Below are 12420 nucleotides of genomic sequence, written 5' to 3'. Positions count from 1 at the left end.
AAACAGCGGTGGGCAGCCGCGATAAGAGCGACCCTGTCGATCACCTCGACCAAGCCTGGCCGGGCTGCGGTCGTAGATCAATGAAACAAGTAGCCGCGATCCGATCACTACGGAGCGTGACGACTAGCTCGAAGGCTCGGCTCGCGGTCATGCCGAGATGAGCGCGTCGCGGAAATGCTGATGCGCGTGAAATGGCGGCCAAGCACAATGCTCTCCGTGATTGTCCGGGAGGCAACCGTGAATGATGTCGAAGCGCTGGCCGACGTTCATGTGCGAACCTGGCGGAAGGCGTATCAGGGAAAGGTACCTCAGCAGTATCTGGACCAGCTGGATCCCAGACAGCGGCAGGAAGTCTGGCAGCGGATCCTGCAGGACCCCGGGCCGGCGATCACCCTTGTGGCCGAGCACAAGAGCCAGGGCGTCGTCGGATTCATCCGGGTCTCGCCGAGCCGTGATGCTGACGCCGACTCGCAACTGACCGGCGAGGTCCAAGCCGTCTACCTACTGCCGGAGTACTGGGGCCACGGCGCCGGGCAACTACTGATGGCCGCGGGCCTCCGCCGGTTAACGGAGGCCGGTTACCGGGATAGCACCCTGTGGGTGTTGGCCACGAACAATCGTGCACGACGCTTCTACGAAGCCGGCGGCTGGCGGCCCGACGGCGCCACGAAGACCGACGACTCGCGCGGCTTTTCGTTGTTCGAGGTCCGCTACCGGCGCACCGTTGTCGATGACCTGGCGGGTTCGCAGGAGCAGGTGCTGGCGGGCGGCAACATGGGCGGCGCGGTACGTGTCGGCACGACCGTCAGGCGCACCGCCGGCGCGTGGAGCCCGACCATCCAGAGACTGCTCGGACACCTGCGGGACCAGGGCCTCAGCTGGGTCCCGCAACCGCTGGGCGCCGACCATGCCGGTCGTGACTGCGTCTCATACCTTCCCGGCCACGTGCCGCAGGACCCGTTGCCCTCCTGGATATGGGCGGACTCGGTGCTGGTCGAGGCCACGACACGGTTGCGGGAGTTGCACCGCGCCTCTGCCACTTTCGACGCTTCCGGCGCGGTGTGGCAGCTTCCCGATCATCGTCCTGCCGAAGTCATCTGCCACAACGACTTCGCGCCCTACAACATGGTGTTCGCCGCCGAGCGACTCGTCGGCGTCATTGACTGGGACACCGCGTCACCCGGTCCGCGCGTGTGGGATGCCGCGTACCTGGCGTACCGGCTGGTGCCGCTGACCGTCCCGACCAACAGCGACGCCATCACCAGTACTCTGGCCGACCGGGCAGACCGGCTACGGCTGCTCTGCACGACCTACGGCCACGGTCTTCAACCCGCCGTGGTGCTGACGGTAGCTGTGCAACGGCTTCATGAGCTTGCCGACTTCACCCTGGCTCGCGCCGAAGCCGGACAGCGAGATCTGTACGAGCACGTCGACCTGTATCGACGTGACGCGCGATGGATCGATCTCAATGCCGACTGTCTTGCGGACGCCGCACAGTGAGGCACGCAAGCGCCGTCCGCCACCCACGCGAGGCATCCTGATTTGCCGCGTCGAGGGCAGTGGCGCTCGTACTGACAGTGACGCACCGTGAGTTGTGACTACTTCGTCAGTTTCAGATCGAGCCGTCAGCCGGCCAGGCCGCGCAGCCAGCGGTCGGCTCGCGGGCGGTGCTCGGTCCAGGCTTTCCACCGCTGGTCGAGGGCAGGGTCGTGTGCTGCCAGCGCCGCGCGAAGGCTGACCGCCAGGCGCTGGGCGGGCTGCGAGGCAAGCTCCCCGGTCATCCTGCGGCGGCCGACACGACCGGGTTCGACCAGACACACCGCGACGTAGGCCAGCGCCGCGAAGCCGGGCGCCCGACGGTCGCATCCGAGGATTCCCCGGAGTCCGCCGCGGAGCACCAGTTCGGCGATCTGCTCCGAGTCGGCCTTCAGCGTCGAGGCCAGCGTATTGGCCGCGAACGCCACGTCCGTGGGCCGGACCGCCTGCGCCACCAGGGTGTACAACGCGAATCGACTGGCCAGTTCGCGGTCTTCCGGCGGTAGCCGGTGCACACCGGCGGCGATGTCGGCCCCACCGGCGGAGAGCATCCGGAAATAGCCGTGCCAGGCGTGGTCGGGCGGGCCCAGCTCCGGCCGGCAGATCTCGGTCAGAGGGCACGGCCGCGCTCGCGGATCGTCGATCTGATGGACCAATTGACGCCGTAGGGCCGTGTCGCGCAGCGATGACCAGCCGGCGGCGACCGGTCGGCGCAGGACGGGCGCGACGGTGGCCGCGGCTCGCCAAGCCTGGCTGTCGTCTAGCCGTGACGCCACCCGTCCGGCCAGGTCGATCCACCGGTCGGCTCGTGCGGCATCGACCCACATCGAGAGCAGCCCGAGCGCCTTCTCGGCGGGGAGGGAGTCGAGGAGCAGTTCCAGTACGGAGGCCGGCGAAGTGTCGCGGACCGCGCGGGCATAGGCTGCCCTCGCGTGGACCGCCTCGGCCGCCGGGCCGCGTTCGACCTGGCCCGTGTTCAAGGCCTCGAGCAGCAGGCGCGACCACAGATCGGCCGGCATCGAGGCCTGTCCCGCGAGGACGAGGACGTCCGGCGCGCCGGCGCGGACCATCGCCGCCTCCAGGCTCGTCCGATCGTGGGCCTGGGGCTCCGCCCAGATGGCCGCGAGCAACTCGGGCGGCCAGCTTGCGATTCGCGACAGGTCGGCGCGCGCTAGCTGGATTAGTTCGCGGATCAGAGCCGTAGCACCCGGGCCGGACGAGGCCCGGATGATGTCGGCCGCCACGGCGAGTCCGCGTTTCGTAGTGCCCGCACGTGCCGTGAGCTCGCCGAGCGAGGCCCACGTCTCAGCTTCGAGGCTTCGCCCGACGGTGCGCATCGCGGCGACGACCGAGGCATCGCCCGCGCCGAGGGCATGGGCGACCATCGTGCGCACCGAGATCTCGTCCAGGAGGTCGGCGGCGGTTCCCGGGTACTGCAGGGCAGGCAGCACGTCATCGAGTCGCACGGTGCCCCCGGCTCGGACGGCCAGGAAGGCGGCGCAAAGACGGAGGAAGATGTCGGTGCGGCCCGCCTCCTGCCAGGAGGTCCGGACGTACGCCTGCGAGCGCGCGTCTCCGTTCATCATGAGCTGGGCGACGGCGCGATGACCGGCGAGCCCGGGTGCCGCGGCCAGCGCATCGACGGTGATCGCGACCGGGTCCTCGTCCGGGGGTTGGACCGCGGTCAACCCGTACGATGCACGGGTGTCCGGCGGCTCGTAGGTCGACACGCTAAGCCGGTCGAGAGCTCCCGGTAGCAGCGCGGCGGCCCTGCCGAGCGCGTTGCGGAAGGCCGACGCGTCCATTCCCAACCGGACCGGCCGCCCCTTGTGCGCCAGGAGCGCGGTCAACACGGCTTCGATATCGGCTGTTTCGGCGGTCCCGACGATGTCGTCTGGGCCGCCGGGGAAGTCGTCGAGCGTCACCCCGGGCAGCCATTCGCCATCGTCCGCCGGCCGTGGTTCCCCCGACCACCAGGCCGGGGAGCACGCGGCGTCGAGCAGGCGGTCCGCGGGCAGCCGGTCCGGCGTGTCGACGAGCACGTGGGCGGCGAAGACGCCGGGGCGCCCGAACGCGTCGCTGCCGCGATAGACGCGCCGGAAAGCGAAGCGCATGCCGCGGATGTCCCGCCAGCCGAATGAGACCGGGGTCTTCGCCTGATCCTGCCAGTGCAAGGGATAGGTGAACTCGACGCACAGGTTGCGGGCCAGGTGCAGGGCGCGGGGAAGGCGGCGGTATAGATGCTCACTGGCGGCTACCACCTGCCACATTCCGCGGCCTTCGAGGCCGCGGTCGGCCCATGTGAACAGTAATTGCTCGCTCATAGGCCTAGGCCAGCGCGTTGGAGAGCCGCCACAGCACGAGAGCCAACGGGTCGAGCACCCGGCGCGGATTCGGCCGGGCCGGCCCGCCCGGACGCGGCTGCCCGCCGAGCGCCGAGACCGCGTGGAAGCTCACCGGTCCGTACGACTCCGCTGCCCGGACGAGCCGATCCTGACCCATCTTGATCAGGACTTCGCGGACCGCGACGCTGGTCTGTTGAAGCTCGCGGAGCCACTCCTGCAGCGTCTGTTCGCGATGACGAGGCGGCAGTCCCAGGAACTGGGCGTTCGCCGGCAGGAACGGCTCGAGCAGGTCCGCCTTGGAGACGACCACGGCGACCGGCACCTTCTGCCGGCCGAGCTCGAATTCGAGCTCGCGCAGGGTCGCCGCAAGCAGGTCTCGCTGGTGGATGGTGCGGCCTTGGATGTGCTCGTTCGACTGCTCGCGAATCGGGTCGAACTCGAGCGGGTCGACAAGGAAGATCACCGCGGAGGAGTGCCGCAGGAAGCCTGCGTCCCGGGCCCGCTTGGCGTAGTTCATCAGCGTCTCGCCCGAGATGTCATGGGTCATCACCAGCATTGGGCGGCCGCCATCGATACGAGCCCGGAAGTTGAGCGACTTCTGGCCGGCCGAGCCCGCCTCCGGCGTCGACCGCAGCGCTTGATTGTCCCGGTACACCGGGCTGTAGTAGTTGACGAAGAATCGCTGAGCGGTCTCCTCGTCCGGCTCGAACTCCCGGAACCCGGCGATGTCCAGACCCGGCCCGTTGAGCGCCTCGGTCAGTGCGGTGGCAAGGTAGTAAGTTTTGCCGGCCGCGTTGAGGCCGACGACCGACACAATGTGCGCCTGACGTTCGTCGAGGTCCGGCGGGAGTGGCTGCCGGCAGTCTTCGAGGTAGCAGAAACGGCGCGGCAGAAGTCCGGGTGGGAACGCCGTCAACGGCACGAGGCCCTGCTCCGGTGGGCGCGCAGGCGTCGGACTGAACCAGCTGCCCCGCCGCACCTGCTCGGGTGGCCCGGGCGGCGTCCACGACCAGAGCGGACCGGAGGACGACCGGCCGCTCCGCGCCGGACGCGGTGTGGCCCGCACCTCGCCGGTCAGGTCGTCGTCCGACGGATCGCCGGGAACGTCGGACAGCAGGGCGTCAACCGGCTCCGGCACCGGGGCCTCCCGCCGCGCGGGCTGCCCGGCCGTCGCATAGATCGGACAGCGGTTCAGCACGATGTTGTTTCCGCAGCACGGGCATACACGACGCACCGCATTTCCCATGTCGTTCGATTCCCCTCGTGAAGAGATGCGTCGCCGTTATTGGGCGTCCGAGAACGGGTCCCGGAGGCGCCGCGTCGGCGACTCAGCGGCCACGGACGGGTCCGGGCCGATGGTGGCCGACGCCGTCCGTCGGCCTCCGCCCAGAAGCACGCGGATCTGCGTCTTCCGGCCACCACCATGCGGGAGATCGGGGTCGAACGTGAAGATGATCGTGAGGATGACGCCCACCACGAACGAGACGTTCGGCAGCGCGGTCGCGCCCAGCATGACCCCATTGGTCTGGGTTGCCCGCGCATAGATGGCGACGAAGCCCGACGCGGCGAGCATGCCGATGAAGGCGAAGACTCGCGCGCCGATGCGGGTGCTGCGCCGGTAGGTCCGTACCAGGAACCAGCCGAGGCCGACTCCGCCGATCGCCGGCACGGTCGCGGCGGCCACGGCCGCCGCGGCACTTGGGCCGTGGCCGTTGGCCAGCGCGTCGACGACGAACGAGGCGTAGCTGACGCCGGCCACCTGAGCGCCGACCGCGACGAGTGCGCCGGCGGCGAGCGCGGCGATCCGCAAGACCCGTTCCCGGCGGTCGGGGTCGGCGATCGCATCCGCGATGACCGCAACGATGAAGCAACCCATCGATCCGATCAGGAGGATGTGCAGAACGATGTTGAAGACGAGCGCCATGTCGGCCCCTTCCCTGTCGCAGCCGGTCTCCCGGTCGGCTGAACGGGTCTGACGGACCAGGCGGTGTCGTTTCGGGGATGCATAGTGCCGTCGCAGGACGCGCCGCAATTCACTAGGGACGATTTGCGGGGCATTGGGTAAGAAATCATCCGGAAGGACTAATCCGTTCGGTGTGCGGTACTGGCCGATCTGCAGGCCGGGAAGGATGCCATCCGGCGGCTCGGTGAACATCCTCATTTGCCGCGCAGAGTGCGCGCCATCTTTAACGTTGCGTAAGATGAAGAGGTCGCCTCGGCCGTTAGCCTGACGGGCGGTCCAGGTACGGAGGCGCGCCAGCCAGACGCCAAGGCCTCGCGGATTCTCCTGGCGACCATCCGTGGCAGAACCGGTTCGCTTGGCAGGCTCAGCCAATTGCCCGGGTCATCATGCCCTCCGCTGCGGACGCCCCGTCGGGAACCTTTCGGAACTGCGGTCAACCCCATGACCTTCGAGGCCGGGGTAACGGCATCCGCAGCGGGCCACGCGCCGGCACACTCTGTAAGCCGATAGCCGGGGTACGCGGAACAGAGGCGTGCGGGGTGGGGACGAGCGCCCGCGGGGCTTCGTCCCTGCGCCCATGACGGGTGTTTCAGGCTTTCTTCTGCCGGCCGACCGGGATGTCGAACCCTTGTTCGCGGAGCTGGTTCGCCCAGTTGCCGATGGTGCCGATCGACTTGCCGTATTTCTCGGCGAGGGCCTTGAACGAGCCGACGGCGGCGAGGTCGGCGATGAACTGGTCACCTGCGGGCCGGTCGCCGCGGGGATCCGGGGCTGCCGGTGCCGGCTTCGCGGTCGCGGCGGATCTGGCCGCCTTGGGGGCACGCCGACCGGCCGCTTTGACAGACCGGCCTCGCCGAGGCCGCGGCTCCGGCACCGGCTCGGCCACCGGCTCCGGGCCCGGGCCCGGGCCCGGGCCCGGTTCGAGGCTGCCCTCGGGTTCGGCCGGGGCGGCAAGCTCGGCGACGCGCACCGCCGGCACTGTGGTCTCTGTTTCCGGCGCGGCCGCTTCGTGGTCAGTCATGCCCTGCGCGACGCTGTCCCCGAGTGCGACGTCCGCTGGCACTTCCGCGGCTGGGTTCACCGCAGCGGCCGGCTCGGCCATGGCGGTGAGAGCGCCGTTGGTGTCCGCGAGCGCCGCCGACAGCCAGGTCATGGCGCGTTGTTGCGCACTCGGGTCGAGGGGAGCCAGCAGCTCGTACGCGACCTGCATCGCCTGGAGTTCTCGGAAAGTCATGCTTTCTCCGTCTTCAATTCTGCGATCATCAGGGGAACGGCGGCATCGTAAACACAGCGGCGAGAGGTATTGAACGCGGATGACGACCGCGATCGCGCCGCGGACAGGTGCCGACATCTTTGCGTCCAAAAGCCGTGTCGCGGCGCGGGACGTCATGTCGGCAGCGATGTGGCCGTCATGATCTTCGCCGGCCGAACCGGCCTTAACTGATCGCCGTTTGCCGGGTCCGCCGGCCGGGTCGAGCTCGTCTGGGCGGTCCGGTCGGGCCGGGGTTACCGTTTCGCGTGGAACGCCTCGACGATGGAGCTGGGGATACGGCCCCGTTCGGATACCTCGTAGCCGTTCTTCGTCGCCCATTCCCGGATGGCCTGATTCTGGTCACGGTTGGACCGGACCGGCGCTGCCGTTTTCCTTGAGGCGATCCGGCTGTGGCCGTTGGTACGGGCGACCTTCGCGGCGACCGTCAGATACGGCTCGAGCGCCTTGCGAAGTTTCCCGACGTTCTTGTCGGACAAGTCGATGGTGTAGTTGACCCCGTCGAGCCCGAACTCGATCGTCCGGTCGGCGTCACCGCCGTCGAGGTCATCGGTCAGCACCGTGATGACTTGCTTGGCCATGATGTCCCACTCCCGTAGGCGCGGCACAAGCCGCGGCAGGAAAACGATTCAGGCAATCATAGCCATTGCGATTCTCCGGCCGTCGCGCGCATTGATAGCTTGCGAATCTGACCGTAAGCACGCATCCAAACTGAGGCCGATCATCGGCTCTCGATCGGGTCGCCTGGCTGCGACCATTGGTCACGTTGCGTTGTCGTCGGTGCCCTGGTCAACCTCCGGCCGTGCCGATGCGCGCACGCCTACATGGGATGAATCACGAGCCTCGATCGGCGGCCGGCAAACGCGCGCCGCAGCAGTCGAAACTCGCTGTTCCGCCGTGGGAAGAAGCCTGTCCGGTTGACGTAGACGATCAGTACGTCGTGAGAGTCGATGAGGTCGGATGTTCCCCTCGTCTGGAGAGTGTCCCGCCAGGCGTCGGCAAGGGCTTTCGCCGCTGCACAGCCGCCGTCGACAACCTGCCGTGCCGTCGAGCGACCCTGCTCCCCACGGCACCTCGACGGTCAATTCGTCGACGGCCATGAGAGTGTCCGTCGCGTCACGGTGACGGCATGCCGATCCCCTTTCGCGGCCGTCGATTCCTGCAGCCTTGGTCGCGGCGCGGCGACGGGCACACGCCTGCTTTGGACGCCAAGCCGTCGCAGTTAGGTCCGGTGACATGCCCGCTGGACGGCGTCAGCGTTCATGAACGGTGACCTGGCGAGAGACCGTCCGGCCGAGGGCCTGCCGATCGGTCACCGTGGGACGACGCGGGCACCCGGGTAATGGACTGGCTGCGCGGCTGGTACCGCACGTAGCCTGCCTATGGTCGGTGTGCAACGTCGACAGACGGGGGCGATCATGCCGTCGAGCAAGGAGCGCGCCAAGCCGCCACGACGGGTGGGCTACCCGTGGATGGACTGGGCGCCAGTGCTCATCGTGCTGGCAGGATATGGCCTGGTTCGTGTCGGAGTCGTGGTGTGGGTGCTGAGCCGTGGCGGGTTACCCGCCTCGGCGCTGGGGTGGAGCGGCGCTGTCGCCGGTCTCGCCGCTGCGGGTCAAGCGTTCGCCGGGGCACTGCTGTTGGCGGTCGTTCGGTGGCGCCGGCCGGTCGCCGCGTGGCTGATCGCGGCAATCGGAGTCGGTACGGCCGTGGTCGATGCCGTGTTGTGGGTTGCCCTTGGCAGCGCGGCCGGGACTGGCGGGTATGCCTGGCAGATTGTCCTGGCGGTGGTCTTCGGTGTGGCGGCGGTGGTGTTGTGCCGCGCCGGCTTCGGGTGGGTACGGCGCGGTGTGGACGGTTACGACCTGCGGCGGATCAACGGTGTGCTGCGCCGTGTCGCCGGTGCTGAAGTCGTGGCGGCGGTTGTGGCGGGTGTCGCCGTGCTGGTGGTGGATCGGCCCGCGGTGGTTGATCGGCTGCTGCACCTGGTTGCGCTGGTGAGTGCGGCGGCTGCGGCCAGCGCCGTCGTGGTCTTGCTCGTGGTGATCGGTGAACAACGCCGCGAAGCCCACGAAGCCGCGATGGCCGACTTCTATCGACGCCTGTACGGGGCTGATGACTCCGCCGATCGATGACGGCGGAGGGGCAGAAGGCGCACACGCGAATCGTCGACGGTCGATCTTCGGGACGGTTTGCCCGCGCTCACGCTGCCTTCGCGGTTAAGCGCCGGCCGCGGGTGGCCGTCCTGGAGTTGCAGGACTGTTGGGCGAGCATGCGTGGCACGAGCGCGGAACGGGCCGTTCAGTCTTCGTCGTCTTCGTCGTGGAGGTCGTTGAGTGCGGTGACGCCGAGTGCGAGCCGGGGCACGGGGAATTGTTCGAAGACGCCGTAGCGTGCCGGTGACTCGGGTGGGTCGGTGTCCGCGAGGTCGATCCAGGTCATCGTCACCGGGTCATCGGAGTAGCGGTCCAGGCTGCGTAGGTCGGCGTCGGGTATCGCGTGACCGGCGCGGCGCAGCAGCTCGGCCAGGTCCTGGCGGACGCGTTCGACGGCCCGGTCGAGGTCGTGCCGCCATCGGCGGTCGGCGTCGACCCATTGCGTGTCGCTCAGCGGTCCGTCGGGGTGCGGTGGTAGCGGCAACATGCGGTCGGCAGCCCAGTTGGTCACGGCGAGCGGGGAGACCTCGGCGGGGTGCCGGCTGTCGCTGGCGGCGAGGCCGTAGAGGATCAACGCGTTCGTCTGCAGCAGGATCTGCGTGAGCGGGAGGCGTCGGCTCAGGTCGACCGTCGGGTGACGGTGGCGGATCAACTCCACGGCGCGGCGCGTCGCGGCACCCCACTGTCCCTGGTCGTCGGCGGCCACTTCGTCGGCGTAGTCCTGGATGGTCCGCATCCGACGATGCGATCAGAGCGACCGATGAGCGTCAATGGGGGCGCCGGCATTCACTCGTTCGTGTCACCTGCTCCCGGATACCCGCAGTGCAGTGATCTCCCACGACGGTGAGCAGCCTGTTCGTCCTCGCGTTCGCCTTCCTCGACCGCGCGGTGAGCCGGGCGGGAAAGAATTCGCTCACGCGTCGGCGTCCTCCATCGACTCCCATCGCTGGGACGCCGAGCTTTGCGTGTGCAACCACCTGGAAAACATGGCGCATCACTCGACCGCCACCGCGCCGGGCGGGTTCCGCGCGATCGGCCCGCCGCCACGACCGGAACGGTCTTGCGGTGCCGTCACCTCGTGACCCGTACCGTTGCGCAGGCAGTGTTCCGCTGACGGAGCGCACCGGCGACCTGTCGTCCCGTGCCCTCGCGCCAGCTACCTGAACTGATGACCGGCTCACGGCCCCGGCGCCCGACGCAGGCGGTCACTTCTGTGGGTGCTGGGGCTTGGCCTGCAGGGCGCCGCGCTAGTTTGGCAGGATTGCGCCGCTGGCCCGGTACGGGGCGCACAGCAGGCCGACGGCAGCCGGCGGGAGCTTGCGCGGCAGAAGTTGGACCACGGCCGCCCCCCACAGCGCGTCGACCAGCTCACGGTCGGTGGGGCACTGCTGGGTGGCCTGCTCGGCGACCGGGACGCCTTCCCAGTACAGGCTGCGCGTGCGGTATGGGTAGCCGGCGTCCATGCCCGCGGTGTCGACCTCGACGCGGGCGTCCTGCCAGACCTGCTCGTCGATCCCGCAGCGTGCCTCGACCATGCGTGCGAGGGCGGCCGTGGGCATGCCGACGGCGAAGCGCAGCACGGACAAGGCCGCCTGGGTATGGGGTCCGTACGCGGTGGCCGGCGTGTACGAGGTGGGCAGGCACACCCGCCGCCACGGCGCGGTCAGAGCAGCGCAGTCGTCGTCGCCTTGCCGGTCGCACGCGGCGGCGAGGATACCCAACGCCGCATCGAACAGCGGCATCAATGAGTCCAGATACGCCTGCCGTTGGGCGGTGGCCGCCGGCTGGTACGGATAGGCCAGCTGCTCGGAATGTGCCGCGTCCGGGTCGGGCGTGGGCAGCCCGAACGTGTCCGCCCAGCGGACCCAACGGGACGCGAGCCGTCCGCCGATTTCGCCCGAGACTGCGGCCAGGACTCTGCTGCGGGCCTGTTCCCGGCTGCCGTCCTGCGGTGCGGCATCGGCCAGGCCGAACGTCTGCTCGAAGGTCAGGTTCGCCACCGTGACTTCGAGCTGTTGCCACTGGGCGGCACGCGGATGGCGGCGCAACAGCGCCGCGCCGAGGTCGTCCTGCGCCATACCGTCTCCTCCAATGACCCGCACCCTGCCATCCCGGCTCAGTGTGCCAGTGCCAGAACCCCGACGCGATGCGCGCCCACGCCCGAGGGACGCCGCAGCCCGACGGGGGCTGGCGTTGAGCTCGCCCGTCGAGCTGCGCTCCTCGCTGCGAAGCAGGCCGCGTGCAGGTCCATGCACGTGTCCGGGTGACGCCGGTGTAGTCGCTCGACAGCGTGTCAGTCACCTCACGCAGCAGCTGATCGCCCAGATTGATCAAGCGTCGGGGCGTGGCCTCGAACCGCAAGCGGTCACGGTTCCTCGTTGCGGTTTGTGGTTGTGGCGACGCGACTTCGTCGGTTATCGCTGTAAGGGGCGACCTACCTACCTCGGGTCGCCGGTGAGCAGATCGGCGATGATCGTCGCGGCGATGAGAAACGGTCCGAAGGGGAACGGCTTCTGTTCGCCTGTCTGACGTTGCTGGAACAGGATGGCAACGGCGATAGGCAGAGACAGCACGTAGGGCAGCACGGCTCCGAGCAGGAGCGTCGCCCATCCCCCGGTGCCGAGCATGACCCCGGTGAGGGCTGCGAGTCGTACGTCGCCCATGCCCATCCGGCTCGCGCCGACGGCAACGAATGCTGTGTAGCCGGAGCCGAGGACAGCGCCGGCCAGCACAGGGACGAGCAACTGAGCCGGCTGGCCGGCGAGGGCCGCGGCGAGGCTCAGGACGACGGCGACGGCGGCCGCGGCGACGGCGATCAGGCGAGTGGGTAGCCGTTGAAGGACGATGTCGATCCACGCCAACGACAGGCCGGCGACGGTGAACAGCAGCCAGGCCGTGAGCAGGAGGGTTTCGTGCGATCCATGGGGTGGATGCCGCCACGCCAGTGCAGCTGCCACGGGCGCGGCGCAGGCGCCGGCCAGCGTCCTGCTGAGCCATCGGTTCGGCGTTCTTCCGGTCGGCTCCATGGTCCAGATGGCGGCGGTTCGGGGTACCGCTATTGCTGCGAGCACCCCGACGGCCGCGCCGAGGATCAGCTGGTCGCGCACGGTGGCCCCACGGAGATGGGCGGGGACCCGATGATGTGGGCAG

Annotated in this window: 10 protein-coding genes; 2 read left to right on the top strand and 8 right to left on the bottom strand. The window is 69.0% G+C overall.

Annotated elements, in window-relative coordinates; translation table 11 throughout:
* The first annotated feature begins 216 nt into the window (after positions 1-216).
* Positions 217-1500, top strand: a complete 1284-nt coding sequence (locus tag IH26_RS58970) for a GNAT family N-acetyltransferase (RefSeq protein ID WP_169789916.1) — start codon at positions 217-219, stop codon at positions 1498-1500.
* Positions 1501-1625: 125 nt separating this feature from the next.
* On the opposite strand, the gene IH26_RS0145285 is transcribed toward IH26_RS58970, so the two are convergent.
* The 5 genes from IH26_RS0145285 to IH26_RS0145265 all read right to left on the bottom strand — a co-directional run bounded on the left by IH26_RS0145285 (position 1626) and on the right by IH26_RS0145265 (position 7695).
* On the bottom strand, positions 1626-3860 hold the full coding sequence (locus tag IH26_RS0145285) for a GAP1-N2 domain-containing protein (RefSeq protein ID WP_157437734.1): 2235 nt from the start codon (positions 3858-3860) through the stop codon (positions 1626-1628).
* A gap of 4 nt (positions 3861-3864) precedes the next feature.
* Positions 3865-5019: a TRAFAC clade GTPase domain-containing protein gene (locus tag IH26_RS0145280; RefSeq protein WP_157437733.1), complete on the bottom strand. Its 1155-nt coding sequence runs from the start codon at positions 5017-5019 to the stop codon at positions 3865-3867.
* A gap of 144 nt (positions 5020-5163) precedes the next feature.
* Complete coding sequence (locus IH26_RS0145275; RefSeq protein WP_157437732.1) at positions 5164-6036, bottom strand: hypothetical protein; 873 nt, start codon at positions 6034-6036, stop codon at positions 5164-5166.
* A 397-nt stretch (positions 6037-6433) separates the two neighbouring features.
* Complete coding sequence (locus IH26_RS0145270; RefSeq protein ID WP_245665978.1) at positions 6434-7234, bottom strand: hypothetical protein; 801 nt, start codon at positions 7232-7234, stop codon at positions 6434-6436.
* Between the two features lie 116 nt (positions 7235-7350).
* Positions 7351-7695, bottom strand: a complete 345-nt coding sequence (locus IH26_RS0145265; protein WP_030442493.1) for a histone-like nucleoid-structuring protein Lsr2 — start codon at positions 7693-7695, stop codon at positions 7351-7353.
* Positions 7696-8532: 837 nt separating this feature from the next.
* Between IH26_RS0145265 and IH26_RS0145260 the strand changes: the two genes are divergently transcribed.
* Complete coding sequence (locus IH26_RS0145260; RefSeq protein WP_157437731.1) at positions 8533-9249, top strand: hypothetical protein; 717 nt, start codon at positions 8533-8535, stop codon at positions 9247-9249.
* A gap of 166 nt (positions 9250-9415) precedes the next feature.
* On the opposite strand, the gene IH26_RS0145255 is transcribed toward IH26_RS0145260, so the two are convergent.
* From IH26_RS0145255 to IH26_RS54830, 3 genes are all read right to left on the bottom strand, one after another.
* The gene (locus IH26_RS0145255; RefSeq protein ID WP_030442491.1) at positions 9416-10006 is read right to left on the bottom strand and encodes a hypothetical protein; all 591 of its coding nucleotides are present in this window, start codon (positions 10004-10006) and stop codon (positions 9416-9418) included.
* Between the two features lie 511 nt (positions 10007-10517).
* Positions 10518-11348, bottom strand: coding sequence for a hypothetical protein (locus IH26_RS0145250; RefSeq protein WP_030442490.1), 831 nt, complete (start codon positions 11346-11348; stop codon positions 10518-10520).
* Positions 11349-11708: 360 nt separating this feature from the next.
* Positions 11709-12377 carry a prepilin peptidase gene (locus IH26_RS54830; RefSeq protein WP_051809708.1) on the bottom strand — a complete coding sequence of 223 codons (669 nt, stop codon included), beginning with the start codon at positions 12375-12377 and terminating at the stop codon, positions 11709-11711.
* Positions 12378-12420 lie beyond the last annotated feature (43 nt).

Source organism: Actinoplanes subtropicus, assembly GCF_000721705.1.
GTDB classification, from domain to species: Bacteria; Actinomycetota; Actinomycetes; order Mycobacteriales; family Micromonosporaceae; genus Actinoplanes; species Actinoplanes subtropicus.
The sequence above is the reverse complement of the archived record's forward strand: the minus strand, read 5'-3'. Positions and strand labels throughout refer to the sequence as shown.

What these genes read in the sequence shown, in the direction of transcription:
- IH26_RS0145285 (WP_157437734.1), bottom strand. Translation starts at nt 3,860, where the DNA reads ATGAGCGAGCAATTACTGTTCACATGGGCCGACCGCGGCCTCGAAGGC.
- IH26_RS0145275 (WP_157437732.1), bottom strand. Translation starts at nt 6,036, where the DNA reads ATGTTCACCGAGCCGCCGGATGGCATCCTTCCCGGCCTGCAGATCGGC.
- IH26_RS0145270 (WP_245665978.1), bottom strand. Translation starts at nt 7,234, where the DNA reads ATGACGTCCCGCGCCGCGACACGGCTTTTGGACGCAAAGATGTCGGCA.
- IH26_RS0145265 (WP_030442493.1), bottom strand. Translation starts at nt 7,695, where the DNA reads ATGGCCAAGCAAGTCATCACGGTGCTGACCGATGACCTCGACGGCGGT.
- IH26_RS0145260 (WP_157437731.1), top strand. Translation starts at nt 8,533, where the DNA reads ATGCCGTCGAGCAAGGAGCGCGCCAAGCCGCCACGACGGGTGGGCTAC.
- IH26_RS0145255 (WP_030442491.1), bottom strand. Translation starts at nt 10,006, where the DNA reads ATGCGGACCATCCAGGACTACGCCGACGAAGTGGCCGCCGACGACCAG.
- IH26_RS0145250 (WP_030442490.1), bottom strand. Translation starts at nt 11,348, where the DNA reads ATGGCGCAGGACGACCTCGGCGCGGCGCTGTTGCGCCGCCATCCGCGT.